The sequence below is a fragment of the Enterobacter cloacae complex sp. CDL013 genome (genome assembly GCF_049238805.1).
Classification (GTDB): domain Bacteria; phylum Pseudomonadota; class Gammaproteobacteria; order Enterobacterales; family Enterobacteriaceae; genus Enterobacter; species Enterobacter hormaechei_C.
This window is the reverse complement of the sequence record NZ_JBMKGT010000007.1, coordinates 231,154-250,136: the sequence shown is the minus strand read 5'-3', so window position 1 is coordinate 250,136 and position 18,983 is coordinate 231,154. Positions and strand designations below refer to the sequence as shown.

13 protein-coding genes are annotated in these 18,983 nt (G+C 55.7%); 4 read left to right on the top strand and 9 right to left on the bottom strand.

The window, feature by feature from the left end; genetic code table 11:
* Window positions 1-35: 35 nt before the first annotated feature.
* The 6 genes from narI to ACOTXD_RS16250 form a co-directional block, all read right to left on the bottom strand.
* Window positions 36-716, bottom strand: coding sequence for a respiratory nitrate reductase subunit gamma (gene narI, locus ACOTXD_RS16275; RefSeq protein WP_003857027.1), 681 nt, complete (start codon window positions 714-716; stop codon window positions 36-38).
* On the bottom strand, window positions 713-1,408 hold the full coding sequence (gene narW / locus ACOTXD_RS16270) for a nitrate reductase molybdenum cofactor assembly chaperone (protein ID WP_023324683.1): 696 nt from the start codon (window positions 1,406-1,408) through the stop codon (window positions 713-715). Before narW ends, narI begins: the two co-directional genes overlap by 4 nt.
* Window positions 1,408-2,952, bottom strand: a complete 1,545-nt coding sequence (gene narH, locus ACOTXD_RS16265) for a nitrate reductase subunit beta (protein ID WP_003857031.1) — start codon at window positions 2,950-2,952, stop codon at window positions 1,408-1,410. Before narH ends, narW begins: the two co-directional genes overlap by 1 nt.
* Window positions 2,949-6,689 carry a nitrate reductase subunit alpha gene (locus tag ACOTXD_RS16260; RefSeq protein WP_421766464.1) on the bottom strand — a complete coding sequence of 1,247 codons (3,741 nt, stop codon included), beginning with the start codon at window positions 6,687-6,689 and terminating at the stop codon, window positions 2,949-2,951. The genes narH and ACOTXD_RS16260 overlap by 4 nt, the downstream gene beginning before the upstream one ends.
* Before the next feature lie 67 nt (window positions 6,690-6,756).
* Complete coding sequence (locus tag ACOTXD_RS16255) at window positions 6,757-8,142, bottom strand: NarK family nitrate/nitrite MFS transporter (protein WP_003857034.1); 1,386 nt, start codon at window positions 8,140-8,142, stop codon at window positions 6,757-6,759.
* Window positions 8,143-8,353: 211 nt separating this feature from the next.
* A complete protein-coding gene (locus ACOTXD_RS16250; RefSeq protein WP_003857036.1) occupies window positions 8,354-8,929 on the bottom strand; it encodes a TetR family transcriptional regulator in 576 nt (191 codons plus the stop codon).
* A 116-nt stretch (window positions 8,930-9,045) separates the two neighbouring features.
* On the opposite strand from ACOTXD_RS16250, the gene ACOTXD_RS16245 reads away from it, so the two are divergent.
* Entirely contained in the window at window positions 9,046-10,536 is a 1,491-nt protein-coding gene (locus ACOTXD_RS16245; RefSeq protein ID WP_003857038.1) for an MFS transporter, read from the top strand.
* A gap of 45 nt (window positions 10,537-10,581) precedes the next feature.
* Here ACOTXD_RS16245 and ompC read toward each other — a convergent pair whose 3' ends face one another.
* Together ompC and yddG are read right to left on the bottom strand one after the other, a co-directional pair.
* Entirely contained in the window at window positions 10,582-11,655 is a 1,074-nt protein-coding gene (gene ompC / locus ACOTXD_RS16240; protein WP_421766463.1) for a porin OmpC, read from the bottom strand.
* Between the two features lie 627 nt (window positions 11,656-12,282).
* Entirely contained in the window at window positions 12,283-13,161 is an 879-nt protein-coding gene (gene yddG / locus ACOTXD_RS16235; protein WP_045346229.1) for an aromatic amino acid DMT transporter YddG, read from the bottom strand.
* Between the two features lie 220 nt (window positions 13,162-13,381).
* On the opposite strand from yddG, the gene fdnG reads away from it, so the two are divergent.
* Genes fdnG through fdnI form a run of 3 tightly spaced genes read left to right on the top strand, consistent with a single transcriptional unit; the run spans window position 13,382 to window position 17,974 of the window.
* Window positions 13,382-16,429, top strand: a complete 3,048-nt coding sequence (gene fdnG, locus ACOTXD_RS16230; protein WP_126501232.1) for a formate dehydrogenase-N subunit alpha — start codon at window positions 13,382-13,384, stop codon at window positions 16,427-16,429.
* 11 nt (window positions 16,430-16,440) lie between these two features.
* A complete protein-coding gene (gene fdxH, locus ACOTXD_RS16225) occupies window positions 16,441-17,325 on the top strand; it encodes a formate dehydrogenase subunit beta (protein WP_003857048.1) in 885 nt (294 codons plus the stop codon).
* Window positions 17,318-17,974 carry a formate dehydrogenase-N subunit gamma gene (gene fdnI, locus ACOTXD_RS16220; RefSeq protein ID WP_003857050.1) on the top strand — a complete coding sequence of 219 codons (657 nt, stop codon included), beginning with the start codon at window positions 17,318-17,320 and terminating at the stop codon, window positions 17,972-17,974. The genes fdxH and fdnI overlap by 8 nt, the downstream gene beginning before the upstream one ends.
* A 59-nt stretch (window positions 17,975-18,033) precedes the next feature.
* Here the strand turns inward: fdnI and ppk2 are convergent, their stop codons facing one another.
* Window positions 18,034-18,852 carry a polyphosphate kinase 2 gene (gene ppk2 / locus ACOTXD_RS16215; RefSeq protein ID WP_023314186.1) on the bottom strand — a complete coding sequence of 273 codons (819 nt, stop codon included), beginning with the start codon at window positions 18,850-18,852 and terminating at the stop codon, window positions 18,034-18,036.
* Between the last annotated feature and the right edge of the window lie 131 nt (window positions 18,853-18,983).

Sequence of the window (18,983 nt, the reverse complement as noted above, 5' to 3'; positions counted from 1 at the left end):
TAGGTGGAATAAGGCGTAGCCGCCACCCGACAAAATCAACGGCGCGATCTCACAACCTGATAGCGACGGGTAAAATACTCAAACGGCGCGCTCCACACGTGCACCAGGCGGGTGAACGGGAAGATAAGGAAGATCGTCATCCCCAGCACCAGATGCACGCGGAAGATCGGCGCGACGCCGCTCAGCATTTCCGACGAGCCTCCCTTAAACGTCACGATCCCCTGCGCCCAGCCGACCAGCTTCATCATCTCGCTTCCGTCAGGATACTGGGCGGAGAAAGGAATGGTCGACAGCCCAAGGATGCACTGAAGCAGCAGGATACTCATGATGATAATATCCGGCGTGGTGGACGTGGCGCGCACCCGCTGGTTGAACAGGCGGCGGATCAGCAGCATAGAGCCGCCAATCAGCGTTAGCACCCCGCAAATACCCCCCGCAATCATGGCTAACTGCTGTTTAACCGCGATGGGTAAAAACCAGGCGTACATCCAGTGCGGGGTTAACATGCCGAACAGGTGCCCGAAGAAGATCCCCAGAATGCCGATATGAAACAGGTTCGAAGCCCAGTTCATCCCGCGCTTGCTGAGCATCTGGCTCGACGAGGCGCGCCAGGTGTACTGCCCGTAGTCGTAGCGCAGCCAGCTGCCAAGGAAAAAGACGGTGGCGCAGATGTACGGATAAATGTCATAGAAAAACACGTTCAGGTAATGAGTCATTTTGGGCCTCCGGCGCTGACGTCCACGTACTGCGGCGCGACGTCCTGGCTAAAGCGTCGTTGATATTGCTGCATCGGCGAACTGTCGCACGATGTGGCGTTGTCTTCGATAAACTTGACCTGTTCCTCTTCCCACACGGCGTCCAGCGCCTGACGGGTATCATCCCGTATTTCACCGGACACCTGTTTCGCCACGCTGTCGCTGGAAAGCCGTGTTTCCGCCAGCGACAGCAGGGCGTCAAACAGCTGGTAATGCGCGACCTCGCGCTGTTTCAGGCGGCCTCCAATCAGCGCCAGTATAGGCGCGACGTTTTGCAGCCCTTCACGTGCCTCGTCGTCGCTGACGATACTGAGATATTCCAGATAGAGCGGCAGATAGTCCGGCAGCTCGCGGCAATCCAGCTCCAGCCCGGCTTTCTCATACTGGCTCATCAGGTCGACCATCGCCTGACCGCGATCGCGCGACTCGGCGTGAACGTGCTCGAACAGCAGCAGCGACGTTGCGCGTCCCCGCTCGAAGACTTCACACCATTCGGCCTGCTTATCCAGCAGCGGGGCGCTCAGGTGCTGCTGCGCAAACGGCAGCAGCATGGGCGCATCCTGTTCCACCAGGGAAAGCGCTTCGTCACGGTTTTCCCACAGCAGCTCATCGGGATACTCAATGAGCAGCGCGATGATTTTGAGGATTTGCATTACTCTCCCTCCCCGTGATCGCGCACTTCGGTGATGTTGATCGCATCGATGCGGCTGCTGTTGAAGAGGTTGAATTTTGTGTCGGAGCCGTGACAGCCGTCGCCGAAGGTGAAGCCGCAGCCGTTTTTCTCCGGGAAAGCGTCGCGTGCCATTTCGCGGTGGCTAGTGGGGATCACGAAGCGGTCTTCGTAGTTGGCAATCGCCAGATAGCGGTACATCTCTTCAACCTGCGCTTCGGTCAGGCCGACCTCTTCAATGGCGCGGGTATCGGTCACGCCTTCCACGGTCTGGGAGCGCTTGTAGTGACGCATTGCCATCATGCGCTTCAGGGCGCGCAGCACCGGGCCGGTATCGCCCGCGCTGAGCATGTTTGCCAGGTACTGCACCGGGATGCGCAGGCTTTCTACCGCAGGCAGTACGCCGTCGCTCTGCGGCAGACCACCCGCGTCCGCGTAGGACTGAATCGGTGACAGCGGCGGCACATACCAGACCATCGGCAGGGTGCGGTATTCCGGGTGTAGCGGCAGGGCGAGCTTCCAGTCCATCGCCATTTTGTAAACCGGGGAACGCTGCGCTGCGTCGATGACGTTCTGCGGAATACCCTGTTTCAGCGCTTCCTCAATCACCGCCGGATCGTTCGGATTAAGGAACACGTCGCACTGGCGCTCATACAGATCGGTTTCATGCTCGGTGCTGGCCGCCTCTTCAATGCGGTCTGCGTCATACAGCAGCACCCCGAGATAGCGGATGCGTCCGACGCAGGTTTCCGAGCAGACAGTCGGCTGGCCGGACTCGATGCGCGGATAGCAGAAGATGCACTTCTCTGACTTGCCGCTTTTCCAGTTGAAGTAGATTTTTTTGTACGGACAGCCGCTAATGCACAGACGCCAGCCGCGGCATTTGTCCTGGTCGATCAGCACAATGCCGTCCTCTTCGCGCTTGTAAATTGCACCGCTCGGGCAGGTGGCGACGCAGCTCGGGTTCAGGCAGTGCTCGCACAGGCGCGGCAGGTACATCATGAAGGTGTTTTCAAACTGACCGTACATCTCCTTCTGGATCTTCTGGAAGTTGCGGTCGCGGGCGCGTTTTTCGAACTCGCCGCCCAGCAGCTCCTCCCAGTTTGGTCCCCAGACGATCTTATCCATCCGCTTACCGTCGATCAGCGAACGTGGGCGGGCGGTAGGGAGGTGATCCCCCTCCGGGGCGCGGTGCAGATCCTGGTAATCGAAGGTGAAAGGTTCATAGTAATCGTCAATCTGCGGCAACACGGGGTTGGCGAAAATTTTCGACAGGACGCCCATTTTTCCGCCGAGGCGTGGGGTCAGCTTGCCGTGAATACCACGGATCCAGCCGCCTTGCCACTCATCCTGATCTTCCCAGTTTTTCGGATAGCCGATGCCGGGTTTGGTTTCGACGTTATTAAACCACGCGTACTCCATCCCTTCGCGCCCGGTCCAGACGTTCTTACAGGTGACCGAGCAGGTGTGGCAGCCAATGCATTTATCGAGATTCAGTACCATGCCAACCTGTGAGCGTATTTTCATTTTTTCGCCTCCTGTACTTGATCCCGACCTTCGCCGTCCAGCCAGTTAATGTTTTTCATTTTGCGGATCATGATGAACTCGTCGCGGTTCGAGCCGACGGTGCCGTAATAGTTGAAGCTGTACGCCAGCTGCGCGTAGCCGCCGATCATGTGGGTCGGTTTCGGGCAGACGCGGGTAACCGAGTTGTGGATCCCGCCGCGCCGTCCGGTTACTTCTGAACCCGGAATGTTCAGGATTCGCTCCTGAGCGTGGTACATCATGGTCATGCCCGGCGGCACGCGCTGGCTGACCACCGCGCGGGCGGTGAGGGCGCCGTTGGCGTTGAAGGCTTCAATCCAGTCGTTGTCCTCAATGCCCAGCTCGCGCGCGTCGGTTTCGCTGATCCAGACGATGGGCCCGCCGCGCGACAGGGTCTGCATCAGCAGGTTTTCGCTGTAGGTGGAATGAATGCCCCATTTCTGGTGCGGCGTCAGAAAGTTAAGCGCTTTTTCAGGGTAGCCATTCGGCGGGATCTCGCGCATATGGGTGACGCTGCGGGTATCAATCGGTGGACGATAGGCCACCAGACTTTCACCGAAGGCGCGCATCCAGGCGTGATCCTGATACAGCTGCTGGCGGCCGGAAATCGTGCGCCACGGGATCAGCTCGTGAACGTTGGTATAGCCTGCGTTATACGACACGTGCTCGCTCTCAAGGCCGGACCACGTTGGGCTGGAGATAATTTTGCGCGGCTGCGCCTGAATATCGCGGAAGCGGATTTTCTCGTCTTCTTTGTTCAGCGCCAGATGGGTGTGATCGCGCCCGGTCAGTTCGCCGAGGGCCTCCCAGGCTTTGACCGCGACCTGACCGTTAGTTTCCGGCGCAAGAGCCAGGATCACCTCTGAAGCATCAATGGCGGTTTCAATGCGCGGACGGCCTTTGGCCGGGCCGTCGAGCTTGACGTAGTTGAGCTTGCCGAGGAAATCGACCTCATTCTTGGTGTTCCACGATATGCCTTTTCCGCCGTTGCCGAGCGTGTCCAGCAGCGGGCCAAGCGCCGTAAAGCGCTCGTAGGTTTCCGGATAGTTGCGCTCGACGACTGCAATGTTTGGCGCGGTTTTGCCGGGGATCAGATCGCACTCGCCTTTGCGCCAGTCCAGAATATCAAAAGGCTGCGACAGCTCCCCCGGGGAGTCATGCTGTAGCGGCTGTAGCACCACGTCAGTTTCGGTGCCGAGATGTCCGACGCACACTTCAGAGAAGACTTTGGCGATGCCCTTGTAAATCTCCCAGTCGCTGCGGGACTCCCACGCCGGGTCAACGGCGGCGGAGAGCGGGTGAATAAACGGATGCATGTCCGAGGTATTCATATCGTCTTTTTCATACCAGGTGGCGGTGGGCAGGACGATATCCGAGAACAGGCAGGTGCTGGACATACGGAAATCAAGCGTCACCAGCAGATCCAGCTTGCCCTCAATGGCGGCGGTTTGCCATTCCACCTCTTCAGGTTTCACGTCGTCCGTTGAGCCTAAATCCTCACCCTGAATACCGCTCTCGGTGCCAAGCAGGTATTTCAGCATGTATTCATGTCCTTTCCCGGACGAACCGAGCAGGTTAGAACGCCAGACGAACAGGTTGCGCGGGTGGTTCTTGCCGTTGTCCGGCTGTTCGCAGGCGAAGCGAATATCACCCGATTTTAACGCCTGCACGGTGTAATCCTGCGGCGACATCCCGGCGGCGTCGGCGCGAGCTTTCACGTGCAGCGGGTTGAGGTTGAGCTGCGGCGCGGAAGGGAGCCAGCCCATACGCTCGGCGCGGACGTTGAAATCAATCAGGTGACCGGTAAACTTCGATGCGTCCGCGAGGGGAGAAAGCAACTCCCTTGCGGTGAGCTTCTCATAGCGCCACTGGCTGGCGTGGTTGTAAAAGTACGATGTGCTGTTCATCTGGCGCGGCGGACGGTTCCAGTCCAGCGCGAAGGCCAACGGCAGCCAGCCGGTTTGCGGGCGCAGCTTTTCCTGGCCGACATAGTGCGACCAGCCGCCGCCGCTCTGCCCGACGCAGCCGCAGAAGACCAGCATGTTGATCATCCCGCGGTAGTTCATGTCCATGTGGTACCAGTGGTTCACACCGGCCCCGAGAATGATCATCGACCGTCCGTGGGTCTTATGCGCCGTGTCGGCAAATTCACGGGCGATTTTTTCTATCAGATAAGCGGGGACGCCGGTAATTTGTTCGCCCCAGGCCGGGGTGTAGGCTTTTATCTCGGCGTAGTTTGTCGCCGCGTTACTGTCTTCCAGACCGCGATCGAGGCCGTAGTTTGCGAGCACCAGATCGTACACGCTAACCACGCGTCTCTGGCTGCCGTCGGCCAGCGTCAGGGTTTTACTCGGTACTCGGCGCGTCAGCACCGGCTCCTGCTTCACGCTGCGGAAATGCGGGTTCTCGTTGCCCCCGAAGTAAGGGAAGGCCACGTCTGCCACGCTGTCGTGGGTGATGAGCAGGGAAAGCGTCAGCTCGGTTTCCTGTCCCGCGGCCAGCGACTCCAGGTTCCATTTGCCTTTTTCACCCCAGCGGAAGCCGATGGAACCATTCGGCGCCACCAGATTTCCGGCCACGTCAAAGGCGATGGTTTTCCACTCCGGATTATTGGTTTCACCCAGCCCGTCGGCCAGATCCGATGCACGCAGCATGCGGCCCGGCACCACGCGACCGTCAGCCTGTTCATCCAGCAGAACCAGCATCGGCATGTCGGTGTAGCGGCGGCAATAGTTGAGGAAGTAATCGCTCGGGTTATCAAGATGGAACTCTTTGAGGATCACATGCCCCATCGCCATGGCAAGGGCGCTGTCGGTACCCTGTTTGGGGGCCAGCCATTCGTCGCTGAGCTTTGCCACCTCCGAGAAGTCCGGCGTAATGGCGACGGTCTTGGTGCCTTTGTAACGCACTTCGGTAAAGAAGTGGGCGTCGGGGGTACGCGTCTGCGGCACGTTCGAGCCCCAGGCAATGATATAGCTGGAGTTGTACCAGTCCGCCGATTCCGGCACGTCGGTCTGTTCGCCCCAGGTCATCGGCGACGCCGGAGGCAGATCGCAATACCAGTCATAGAAGCTCAGGCAGGTGCCGCCGAGCAGGGAGAGATAGCGCGTACCGGCGGCATAAGAGACCATCGACATGGCCGGGATGGGGGAAAAACCGGCTACCCGATCCGGGCCGTAGTTTTTGATGGTCCAGACGTTGGCGGCAGCAATCAGCTGGTTAAGCTCTTTCCAGTTTGAGCGGATAAAACCGCCTTTACCGCGCGCCTTCCTGTAGCTCTGCGCTTTCTGCGTATCGTTCTGAATGGCGTCCCAGGCCAGCACCGGATCGGTATGCTGCGCCAGCGCCTCGCGCCAGAGTTCGATCAGCCGACGGCGCACCAGCGGGTATTTCAGGCGGTTGGCGCTGTAGAGATACCATGAGTAGCTTGCGCCGCGCGGGCAGCCGCGTGGTTCGTGGTTAGGCAGGTCAGGGCGGGTACGCGGGTAGTCGGTCTGCTGGGTTTCCCAGGTCACCAGGCCATTTTTGACATAAATCTTCCAGCTACAGGAGCCGGTGCAGTTAACGCCGTGGGTGGATCGCACAATTTTATCGAACTGCCAGCGTTGACGGTAGCTGTCCTCCCAGTCGCGGTTGGTGTGGTACACCTGCCCGTGCCCATCGGCGAAACTGTCGCCTTTTGTTTTGAAGTAACGGAAGCGGTCCAACAGTTTGCTCATGACATTTCTCCTGCTTCGATAGCATGGCCGGAGGGTGAGGCATCACGCTCCGGCGAAGATGTAGTTATTATTTTTGTGAGGATTTGCGGCCGTACACCAGCCAGGTGACGAGCACGCAGACGATGTAAAACACGAGGAAGACTTTCATGGCGCCCACCGGGGATCCGGTCATCGCCAGGGATGTGCCAAAGGCTTTGGGAATAAAGAACCCGCCTACCGCACCGATGGCAGAGATAAAGCCCAGCGCGGCAGCCGTTTCGGTCACCGCTTCATGCTGTGCCTGTTCGTCGCTCCCGCCCTGTTTTTTTACGCGGTCGAGGGTGATTTGGCGAAAGATAATCGCGATCATCTGGAAGGTCGAGCCGCTGCCCAGGCCTGCGGTCAGAAACAGACCCATAAAGACCAGATAGAAGGCGATAAAACTGCCTGAACCAGACCCGGGGAGTGTCAGGAAAATCAGGGCGCTAAAGATGGCCATAAAGACGAAGTTGATCAGCGTCACCCGTACGCCGCCCAGCCTGTCTGAAATCATCCCGCCAGCCGAACGCGCCAGGGCGCCAATCAGCGGACCAAAGAAGGCGAGGTGGAGGATATTTACGTCCGGAAACTGGGTTTTCGACAGCATGGCAAAGCCTGCCGAGAAACCGATAAACGAGCCGAAGGTTGCCAGATAAAGCAGGCTCAGCAGCCAAAGGTGAAAGCGCTTAAGTACCGGAAGCTGGCTGGCAATGGATGCTTTCGAGCTGGCGATGTCGTTCATGCCAAAAAACGCCGCAAGGGTGGCCAGAATCAGCAGCGGCGCCCAGATCCACGCCGCGTTCGCCAGCCACATCGTCGAGCCATCCTCCTGGGGGACGCCATGAACGCCGAGAAAGGTAAACATCGGCAGGAAAATCACCAGCGGCGCAACCAGCTGCATCACGCTCACACCCAGGTTACCCAGCCCGCCGTTAATGCCCAGCGCGCTGCCCTGTCTGGCTTTCGGGAAGAAGAAACTGATGTTTCCCATGCTGGAAGCGAAGTTGGCGCCGGCAAAACCGCACAGCAGTGCGATGATGATAAAGACCCAGTAAGGCGTGGCGGTATTCTGGATGGCGATCCCAAGCCAGACACAGGGTACGACCAGGATAACGGTGCTTAACACGGTCCAGTAACGCCCGCCAAATATCGGCACCATAAAAGAGTAGGGGACACGCAATATCGCGCCGGAGAGAGAAGGTAATGCCGTTAGCATAAAAAGCTGATCGGTGCTGAAATTAAATCCGACCTTATTAAGGTTTACCGCAATAGCGCTAAACAACATCCAGACACAAAACGCGAGAAGCAAACACGCCACGGAAATCCACAGGTTTCTTCGTGCGATATGTTTCCCTTTATTCTCCCAAAATTGCGCATTTTCCGGTTTCCAGTTACTCAACAGATGCTGGTTACTCTTCTCGCTTTGATGTGACATATCACCCTCTTGCTTACCCAAGTGGAGAGAAAAAATTAAATAAAAACAGAAAGATAACTGTCGATAGCTTGTAGGAATTATTGGATGTTATGGGATACATCTGAAAGGATAGATAAAAAAGCGAATCCCTGAGTTTGGAATGGGAATCAGGGTTCGCTTTATGTGTTACTAATTGTAACTTTTTGCGGAAATTAATACCCCGATGGGAGTATTAAAACAATTCGAGGGAGATAAGTTTATCCAGATGCTTATTAAAGGCCGCGTCGTCCATTTCAGGCATATTTAATACGTATATGCCATCAAGGCCACATACCAGACCAATTAAACGCCAGGCGATATTTTCCGGCTGGTCAGCAAGCGTAAAGGCGTTGGCCTCCGCCCCGGCCCTGATAATCGCAACCGTTTCCTGGTGCCACATCTCCATAGTCAAAACGTAGGCGCCTTTAATATCGCTATCCCGGCTGGCGAGAATTTGCGCCTCTCGCCACAGCCGAATGTAGGGCTCAAACCCGCCGTCATCGCTGCCGAGCATGGCATGCAGGCGCTCGCGCCAGCCAGCGTTTTCGCCAACGATTTCAGCATCCAGCAAATCGCGGATTAGCCGGACAAACGCCAGCGACTTAAGCTCGCCCGCCGACGCAAAGTGGTGATGCAACTGCCCGGTGGCGACGCCCGCTTCGGTGGCGATGCGGCGCACGGTCATTGCAGCGAATCCTTCGGTCAGCGCCACGCGCATCGCGGCCTGGAGGATCTCTTCCCGCCGCTCGTCCTTGCTCAGATAACGCATAATTTCTCACTCTCAATGGCAACGAAACGAGTGTAACAAAGAGCTGGACAAGTGTTCAACTTTACGTAGGATCGCAATCTGGACATGTGTCCAGTTTTTAACTGAAAAGGAAATTTATGTTTCGTCAGTGGTTAGCGTTAGTGATTATCGTGCTGGTATATATCCCGGTGGCGATTGACGCGACGGTGCTGCACGTGGCGGCACCAACATTGAGCATGACGCTGGGTGCCAGCGGCAACGAATTGCTGTGGATTATTGATATTTACTCGCTGGTGATGGCGGGGATGGTGCTGCCGATGGGCGCGCTGGGCGATCGCATAGGTTTTAAGCGCCTGCTGATGATCGGCAGCGTGCTGTTTGGCCTGTCATCGTTAGCGGCGGCTTTTGCGCCGTCCGCGGGCTGGCTGATTGCCGCCCGCGCGTCGCTGGCGATAGGCGCGGCGATGATTATTCCGGCTACGCTTGCAGGGATCCGCACGCTGTTTATTGATGCGCGGCACCGTAATATCGCCCTCGGCGTCTGGGCTGCCGTTGGGTCGGGCGGCGCGGCGTTTGGCCCGCTGATTGGCGGCATGCTGCTGGAGCACTTTTACTGGGGTTCGGTCTTCCTGATTAATGTGCCGATCGTGCTGATGGTGGTTTCGCTTGCTGCGCGCTTTGTGCCTGCTCAGCAGGGGCGGCCCGAGCAGCCGCTCAATATCAGCCATGCCATTATGCTAATTGTGGCGATTTTACTGCTGGTCTATAGCGCCAAAACCGCCTTGAAAGGGGTGCTGTCGCCGTGGATGGTGACCATTACGCTGCTTACCGGGGCGGTGATGCTGTTTATCTTCGTCCGTATCCAGCTGCGCGCGCGCGTACCGATGATCGACATGCGTCTGTTTTGCCATCGCATTATTTTAAGCGGCGTGGTCATGGCGATGACCGCCATGATTGCGCTGGTGGGCTTTGAACTGCTGATGGCGCAGGAGTTGCAGTTTGTGCATGGTTTTACGCCGTTTGAAGCAGGGATATTTATGCTGCCGGTGATGGTGGCGAGCGGATTTAGCGGGCCGATCGCGGGTGTGCTGGTCGGGCGTCTGGGGCTGCGCATTGTCGCGGCCGGAGGCATGGGGCTAAGCGCAGTCAGTTTTATCGGCCTGTCGATGCTTGATTTCAGCACCCAACAGTGGCAGGCGTGGAGCCTGATGGTGCTGTTGGGCTTCAGTGCCGCCAGCGCACTGCTGGCATCGACGTCAGCGATCATGGCTGCCGCGCCGAAAGAGAAAGCGGCCGCCGCAGGCGCGATCGAAACCATGTCCTACGAGCTGGGCGCTGGTCTGGGGATCGCCATTTTCGGTTTGCTGTTAACCCGCAGCTTTTCGGCGTCTATTGTACTGCCGCAGGGGCTGAGCGCGTCGCTGACCGATAAAGCCTCGTCGTCCATCGGTGAAGCGATGAAGGTGGCGCAGGAGCTGACGCCGTCACTGGCCGAGCCGGTGATGACGGCGGCGAAAACTGCGTTCATCACCTCGCACAGCGTGGCCCTGGGCAGTGCGGGAGGCATGCTGCTGATTCTGGCGGTCGGGATCTGGTTTAGTCTGGCGAAGGTCGGAGGGCAGCAGTAATAAAAAAGGCCAGCCGGGAGGGCTGGCCTTTTGAACTAACAGATCTTAGAACTGGTAGGTCAGACCTACAGCCACGATGTTGTCGGTAGCCACTTTGGCATCTTTGGTGAACTGGCTGTCATCCACGAGGTTGATTTTGTAATCAACGTAGGTGGACATGTTTTTGTTGAAGTAGTAGCTCGCGCCAACGTCAACGTATTCAACCAGATCCTGGTCGCCATAAGAACCGATGTCTTTACCTTTGGATTTCAGGTAAGCGATGGATGGACGCAGACCGAAGTCGAACTGGTACTGCGCCACAACTTCGAAGTTCTGCGCTTTGTTGGCAACGTGACCGTTACCGAACGCCGTCATGTTGCGGGTTTCAGAGTAGGTGGTTGCCAGGTAGATGTTGTTCGCATCGTACTTCAGGCCAGCAGCCCAGACTTCTGCGTTTTCGCCACCGGCGTTCAGGTTGCTTGCAGCACGAACCTGACGGTCAGTACGGTCAGATTTCGCGTAGGTCGCACCCACACCAAAGCCGTCGAATTCATAGGTAGAAGACAGACCCCAGCCGTCACCGTTGGATTCGGTGATCTCTGAACGGTCGTTTTTACCCTGGTACTGAGCAGCCACGTTCAGGCCGTCAACCAGACCAAAGAAGTCGGTGTTACGGTAGGTTGCAACGCCAGTGGTACGGCCGGTCATGAAGCCATCAGTCTGCGTCCAGGTATCGCCACCGAACTCTGGCAGAACGTCAGTCCACGCGCCGATGTCATAAGCCACACCGTAGTTACGACCGTAGTCGAAGGAACCGAATTCATCGAATTTCAGACCAGCGTAGGCCAGACGGGGTTTGTTGCCGTCGGAACCCTGAGCTTCGGAGCGATTGCCCTTGAACTCATATTCCCACTGGCCGTATCCGGTCAGCTGATCGTTGATCTGAGTTTCACCTTTGAAGCCCAGACGAACATACGTTTTGTCGCCGTCGCTACCAGCATCATCAGAAAAATAGTGCAGACCAGTAACTTTGCCGTACAGATCCAGTTTGTTACCGTCTTTGTTAAAAACTTCAGCCGCGTTAACAACACCAGCTGCCAACATGGAAGTCACTGCCACTGCAACTAATTTAAGTTTCATCTTAAATAATTCTTATAATTTTATTTAGGTATTTCCTAAGCCATCTGAGCGATTTTTAAACGAGGCTTATCGTCAATGGCAGACTATTTTTAAAATTCCGTAGACTGCTTTCAATAATAAGTTTCAAAATATTAAAGATAATTTCAATTAGTGTGATCCTGATCGGGTAAATTACCCTTAAATCGCTCAATCAGGTTAATATATAGACATAAATTGATTATTAACAAAGCACGATAATATGGCTGTAAATAATTGTCGGACGTTTTAGTTTTTCGGGGGAATTAAAGGAATTTGACAGAGAGTATCAACGTGTGGGGCGCGATAACATCTTGTAAAACAGCGGATTATGAATTTTTCGGTGAGCCAATGTCTGTTTTCTAAGTGAAATGTTCAGAAATAAACTATTGCACTTTGTGCTATATAGCGGGGTAATATTGGCGCTGAACTAATTACCTGTGTTGTCAGTTTATGTCAACTTCCACAACGGCTCTGGCTATCTGTGGGCATTCTATACAGAAATTTTAGTTGTCTCGAATGTTACTAATTATATTCGAGGGTGTGATCACATATTAAAAAATTGTTAATTTTGTGCCGGGCATATTGGGTACCCGGCAAAAAATAAAAATACTATTTGCGGGTGGCATACCAGCACAGTAACGATCCGGCGCACACCATTAATGCCCCTTGCCAGAATGAGAATGAAAGCGGAGAGCTCAGCACAATAGCCGCCAGCGCGGCGGAAAGAACGGGCGTGAAATAAGAGACAGCCGCAAGCACCGTGACGTTACCGTGAAGAATACCGATATTCCAGGCGGCGTAGCCAAAGCCAAGCGCAACCCCACACATCAATAGCTTCACCACAACCGGGACGCTGAACACCATTTCGGGCTGATCGCTGACGGCATATTTGACCCACAGGCTCAGGGCGGTCAGCAGGACGAAAAGGGTAATGCCATTTTGCCCTTTGGCATACTTGCTGGTGACGGTGCAGTAGGCGGCCCAGATAAAAGCGCCAGCAAACGCCAGCCCATAACTCAGCGGACTTGAAACGACGTTCTGCATGATGTCATTCAGTTGCAGACCGTTTTCGCCACCTAAAACCCAGCACACCCCCAACAGCGAGATGAGAAGCCCAGGGATGACCCACAGGGTGGATTTTTGCCCGTTGAACAAAATCGCGAAGGCAATCGTCAGGCTTGGCCACAGATAATTGACCATACCGACTTCAATCGCCTGTGAGCGCGTCGCGGCATATCCCAGCGACAGGGCCAGGCACATCTCATAGCTGACAAACAGGATGCTGCCCGCAAGAAGATAGCGCCTGGAAAAACGCCGAAGATCGGGAAAACCCGCCGTTACCAAACACAGCAGCCCGCTGACGGTGTAAATCATCGCCGCGCCGCCCACCGGGCCCAGTCCTTCACTGACGCTGCGGATGAGACCCACCATGGTGCTCCACAGCAATATGGCCGCCAGGCCTGTCAGCGTTGCTCTTTTTCTGTCCATTACCCTGCCAGTCTTCAAAAAATCAAAGGGAAAACTTATAGCATCTATCCGCTACACCTGGCGAATTTTCTACGGGGGAGATACCCCGAAAAGAGTAGCAAATCGTACCAGCGGTGACTATTTGGGGGGCTAAGTATAGCGACCTTGATTTGACGCAATAAAAAAAGGGGCTTTGCTGTTAGTTTGCCGCGCGAAGTCTTATCAGATAACGAGGACAACAATGGACGTCAGCCGCAGACAATTTTTTAAAATCTGCGCGGGCGGTATGGCCGGAACAACAGCCGCGATGCTGGGATTCGCTCCCAAAATGGCGCTGGCTCAGGCACGCAACTATAAACTGCTGCGCGCGAAAGAGATCCGTAACACCTGCACATACTGCTCCGTGGGTTGTGGGCTATTAATGTATAGCCTGGGTGATGGCGCGAAGAACGCCAAAGAAGCGATTTATCATATTGAAGGGGACCCGGACCATCCGGTGAGCCGCGGGGCGCTTTGCCCGAAAGGGGCGGGGCTGCTGGACTACGTCCACAGTGAAAACCGTCTGCGCTACCCGGAATATCGTGCGCCGGGGTCTGACAAATGGCAGCGTATCTCCTGGGACGACGCTTTCTCCCGAATTGCAAAACTGATGAAAGCGGATCGCGACGCCAATTTTATTGAGAAGAACGAGCAGGGCATCACGGTAAACCGCTGGACCTCCACCGGGATGCTGTGTGCCTCTGCGGCAAGTAATGAGACCGGCATGCTGACGCAAAAATTTGTGCGCTCCCTCGGCATGCTGGCGGTTGATAACCAGGCGCGCGTCTGACACGGACCAACGGTAGCAAGTCTTGCTCCAACATTTGGTCGCGGTGCGATGACCAACCACTGGGTTGATATCAAAAACGCAAACGTCGTGGTGGTTATGGGCGGTAACGCCGCTGAAGCCCATCCGGTGGGGTTCCGCTGGGCGATGGAAGCGAAAAACAACAACGATGCGACGCTGATTGTCGTCGATCCACGCTTTACGCGTACGGCATCGGTGGCTGATATCTATGCGCCGATCCGCTCCGGTACGGATATTACGTTCCTTTCCGGCGTACTGTTGTACCTGATCGAAAACAATAAGATTAACGCGGAATACGTTAAGCATTACACCAATGCCAGCCTGCTGGTGCGGGAAGATTTCGCTTTCGAAGATGGTCTGTTCAGCGGCTATGACGCCGAGAAACGTCAGTACGATAAATCATCCTGGAACTATCAGTTCGACGAAAACGGCTACGCGAAACGCGATGAGACCCTGAGCGATTCGCGCTGCGTGTGGAACTTGCTGAAACAGCACGTTTCCCGCTATACGCCGGACGTGGTGGAAAACATCTGCGGTACGCCGAAAGCGGACTTCCTGAAAGTGTGTGAAGTGCTGGCCTCCACCAGTGCCGCCGACAGAACCACTACTTTCCTGTACGCGCTGGGCTGGACGCAGCATACCGTGGGCGCGCAGAACATTCGCACCATGGCGATGATCCAGCTGCTGCTCGGCAACATGGGGATGGCCGGTGGCGGCGTGAACGCCCTGCGCGGGCACTCTAACATTCAGGGCTTAACCGACCTCGGCCTGCTGTCGACCAGCCTGCCGGGTTACCTGACCCTGCCGTCCGAGAAGCAGACCGACTGGCAAAGCTGGCTTGACGCCAACACGCCAAAAGCGACGCGTCCGGACCAGGTGAACTACTGGAGTAACTATCCGAAGTTTGCCGTCAGTCTGATGAAATCGTTCTACGGCGACGCGGCGCAGAAAGAGAATGACTGGGGCTTTGAGTGGTTGCCGAAATGGGACCAGGCTTACGATGTCATCAAGTATTTCAACATGATGGATAAGGGCGACGTCACGGGGTATATCTGCCAGGGCTTTAACCCGGTGGCGTCATTCCCGGATAAAAACAAAGTCGTTCGCAGCCTGAGCAAGCTGAAGTACATGGTGGTTATCGATCCGCTGGTCACCGAAACGTCTACGTTCTGGCAGAACCACGGTGAATCAAACGATGTCGATCCGGCATCCATTCAGACGGAGGTGTTCCGCCTGCCATCGACCTGCTTTGCGGAAGAGGACGGTTCTATTGCCAACTCTGGCCGCTGGCTACAGTGGCACTGGAAAGGTCAGGATGCGCCGGGTGAAGCGCGTAATGACGGCGAAATTCTGGCCGGGATTTACCATCGTCTGCGCGAGATGTACCGCACAGAAGGCGGCAAAGGCGCTGAGCCGCTGCTGAAGATGAGCTGGAACTACAAGCAGCCGGATCATCCTGAGTCCGAAGAGGTGGCAAAAGAGAACAACGGTGTGGCGCTGGCCGACCTGTACGATGCCAACGGCAATCTGGTGGCGAAGAAAGGCCAGTTGCTCGATAGCTTCGCGCTGTTGCGTGACGACGGTACCACCGCCTCGTCCTGCTGGATCTACACCGGCAGCTGGACTGAGCAGGGTAACCAGATGGCCAACCGCGATAACGCCGATCCGTCAGGCCTGGGTAACACCCTGGGCTGGGCATGGGCGTGGCCGTTAAACCGCCGCGTACTGTACAACCGTGCCTCCGCAGACGTGAACGGTAAGCCGTGGGATCCGAAACGCATGCTGATCGAGTGGAACGGCACGAAGTGGACGGGGAACGATATCCCGGACTTCAACACCGCCGCGCCGGGTAGCAACACCGGGCCGTTTATCATGCAGCCGGAAGGGCTGGGACGTCTGTTTGCTATCGACAAACTGGCGGAAGGGCCGTTCCCTGAACACTACGAGCCGATGGAAACGCCGCTCGGCACTAACCCGTTGCACCCGAACGTGGTGTCAAGCCCGGTGGTACGCATCTACGAAGACGACGTGCTGCGTTTAGGTAAAAAAGACAAGTTCCCGTATGTCGGCACTACTTACCGCCTGACCGAGCATTTCCATACCTGGACCAAGCACGCGCGGCTTAACGCCATCGCGCAGCCGGAACAGTTTGTGGAGATAAGCGAAACCCTGGCGAAGGCGAAAGGCATTGCCAATGGCGATCGCGTGAAGGTCAGCAGCAAGCGCGGCTTTATTCGCGCGGTGGCGGTGGTCACCCGTCGTCTGCAAACGCTGAACGTGCACGGCCAGCAGGTGGAAACGGTGGGCATACCACTGCACTGGGGCTTTGAAGGGGTAGCGCAGAAAGGCTACATCGCCAATACCCTGACGCCAAACGTCGGCGATTCCAACTCGCAAACGCCGGAGTATAAAGCGTTTCTGGTCAACATCGAGAAAGCGTAAGGAGCGATTAAATGGCGATGGAAACACAAGACATTATTAAACGCTCCGCGACCAACCCGATAACGCCCGCGCCTCGTGCGCGGGACTACAAGGCAGAAGTCGCCAAGCTGATCGATGTCTCTTCCTGCGTGGGCTGTAAGGCCTGCCAGGTGGCCTGCTCGGAGTGGAACGATATCCGCGACGAGGTGGGGCACTGCGTAGGGGTCTATGACAATCCTGCTGATCTGAGCGCCAAGTCCTGGACGGTGATGCGCTTTAGCGAAACCGACCAGAACGGCAAGCTGGAGTGGCTGATCCGTAAAGACGGCTGTATGCACTGTGAAGATCCGGGCTGCCTGAAGGCATGCCCGTCTGCCGGGGCAATCATTCAGTACGCCAACGGGATCGTCGACTTCCAGCAGGATAACTGCATCGGCTGCGGTTACTGTATTGCGGGTTGTCCGTTTAATATCCCGCGTCTCAATAAAGAGGATAACCGGGTCTATAAATGCACCCTGTGCGTCGATCGCGTCAGCGTCGGCCAGGAGCCTGCCTGCGTGAAGACCTGTCCTACCGGGGCGATCCACTTCGGCACCAAAAAAGAGATGCTGGAAGTGGCGCAGCAGCGGGTGGATAAGCTCAAAGCGCGCGGCTATGACAAGGCCGGGATTTATAACCCGCAGGGCGTGGGCGGCACGCACGTCATGTATGTTCTGCACCACAATGACCAGCCGGAGCTGTATCATAATCTGCCGAAAGATCCGGCGATCGATACATCAATCAACCTGTGGAAAGGGGCGCTTAAACCGCTTTCAGCGGCGGGCTTTATCGCCACCTTTGCCGGGCTGATTTATCACTACATCGGTATCGGGCCGAATAAAGAGGTGGATGACGACGAGGAGGAGCATCATGAGTAAGTCGAAAATGATAGTGCGCACAAAATTTGTCGATCGCGCCTGTCACTGGACGGTAGTCATCTGCTTCTTCCTGGTGGCGGTATCCGGCATATCGTTCTTCTTCCCGACGCTACAGTGGCTCACGGAAACCTTCGGGACACCGCAGATGGGGCGCATTCTGCATCCGTTCTTCGGCGTGCTGATTTTCGTGGTGCTGATGTTTATGTTCGTGCGTTTTGTTCATCACAACATCCCTGACAAGCAGGATATTCCGTGGCTAAAAGGGATTGTTGAGGTTCTGAAAGGCAACGAGCATAAAGTCGCGAAGGTGGGGAAATACAACGCCGGGCAGAAGATGATGTTCTGGACCATCATGAGCATGATTTTTGTGCTGCTGGTGACCGGGGTCATCATCTGGCGTCCGTATTTTGCGCACTATTTCCCGATTCAGGTAGTGCGTTATGCGCTGCTGATCCACGCGACCTCGGCCATTATTCTGATCCACGCCATTCTGATCCATATGTATATGGCCTTCTGGGTGAAAGGATCGATTAAAGGCATGATTGAAGGGAAGGTGAGCCGCCGCTGGGCGCAAAAACACCATCCGCGCTGGTACCGGGACGTTGAGCGTCTTGAAGCGCAAAAAGAGAGTTCGGAAGGGTTGAAGTAAACCTTGCGCCGTCGGCATTGTCCGGCGGCGCTGCGCTTGTGCTGGCCTGCTTCCCCGTATCAAAATCGCTCTGCAATATACCGGAAGGGATATTTTGTAGGCTTCACTTTGCCGATCTTGCGTTTCGGTAAATCCACTTTGTCTACGTGAATTTCTTTATAGGGGATCTGTGAAAGCAGATGCGAAATAATATTCAGCCGCACCCGTTTTTTATCTTCTGAGCGCGCCACAAACCACGGCGCCCAGGCGGTGTCGGTCGCTTTAAACATCGCGTCACGGGCGAGGGTATATTCATCCCACAGATTAAAAGATTTTATGTCCATTGGAGACAGCTTCCAGATCTTGCGACCATCATTAATGCGATCGCGCAGGCGGCGTTCCTGCTCTTTTGGCGTTACTTCAAGCCAGTATTTCAACAATATGATCCCGGCATCGACCATCGCTTTTTCCATTACCGGCGTTCCATCAAGAAATTTTTCGGTCTGCTCTTCAGTACAGAAACCCATTACTTTTTCCACCCCCGCGCGGTTGTACCAGCTGCGGTCAAAAATAACGATTTCCCCGGCAGAGGGCAGATGAGGAACGTAACGCTGAAAATAGAGCTGACTTTTCTCTTTATCGGTGGGGGCCGGTAACGCAACAACGCGAAACACCCGGGGGCTGACGCGTTCGGTGATGGCTTTGATGACGCCGCCTTTACCGGCGCCGTCTCGCCCTTCAAAAACAATACAGACTTTTAACCCTTTGGCGACCACCCATTGCTGGAGCTTAACCAGTTCAACATGGAGGCGGCGCAGCTCTTGCTCGTACGTTTTGGTTTTGAGCGGCGCGTTTTTAACGACATCATCAACAACACGGGTTTTCTTCTTACTGACCATGGCGGGTCTCCCTATGGGTCCGGTCGCGGGATCGAGGCCGTACTAAGCGTGTAATCGGCCTGAATGAATGGATTAATGTGTCAGAAAGCTGATTTGAACTGGTTCACCATACAAGTTTAATCAATAATGCA

What these genes read in the sequence shown, in the direction of transcription:
- narI (WP_003857027.1), bottom strand. Translation starts at nt 716, where the DNA reads ATGACTCATTACCTGAACGTGTTTTTCTATGACATTTATCCGTACATC.
- narW (WP_023324683.1), bottom strand. Translation starts at nt 1,408, where the DNA reads ATGCAAATCCTCAAAATCATCGCGCTGCTCATTGAGTATCCCGATGAG.
- narH (WP_003857031.1), bottom strand. Translation starts at nt 2,952, where the DNA reads ATGAAAATACGCTCACAGGTTGGCATGGTACTGAATCTCGATAAATGC.
- ACOTXD_RS16260 (WP_421766464.1), bottom strand. Translation starts at nt 6,689, where the DNA reads ATGAGCAAACTGTTGGACCGCTTCCGTTACTTCAAAACAAAAGGCGAC.
- ACOTXD_RS16255 (WP_003857034.1), bottom strand. Translation starts at nt 8,142, where the DNA reads ATGTCACATCAAAGCGAGAAGAGTAACCAGCATCTGTTGAGTAACTGG.
- ACOTXD_RS16250 (WP_003857036.1), bottom strand. Translation starts at nt 8,929, where the DNA reads ATGCGTTATCTGAGCAAGGACGAGCGGCGGGAAGAGATCCTCCAGGCC.
- ACOTXD_RS16245 (WP_003857038.1), top strand. Translation starts at nt 9,046, where the DNA reads ATGTTTCGTCAGTGGTTAGCGTTAGTGATTATCGTGCTGGTATATATC.
- ompC (WP_421766463.1), bottom strand. Translation starts at nt 11,655, where the DNA reads ATGAAACTTAAATTAGTTGCAGTGGCAGTGACTTCCATGTTGGCAGCT.
- yddG (WP_045346229.1), bottom strand. Translation starts at nt 13,161, where the DNA reads ATGGACAGAAAAAGAGCAACGCTGACAGGCCTGGCGGCCATATTGCTG.
- fdxH (WP_003857048.1), top strand. Translation starts at nt 16,441, where the DNA reads ATGGCGATGGAAACACAAGACATTATTAAACGCTCCGCGACCAACCCG.
- fdnI (WP_003857050.1), top strand. Translation starts at nt 17,318, where the DNA reads ATGAGTAAGTCGAAAATGATAGTGCGCACAAAATTTGTCGATCGCGCC.
- ppk2 (WP_023314186.1), bottom strand. Translation starts at nt 18,852, where the DNA reads ATGGTCAGTAAGAAGAAAACCCGTGTTGTTGATGATGTCGTTAAAAAC.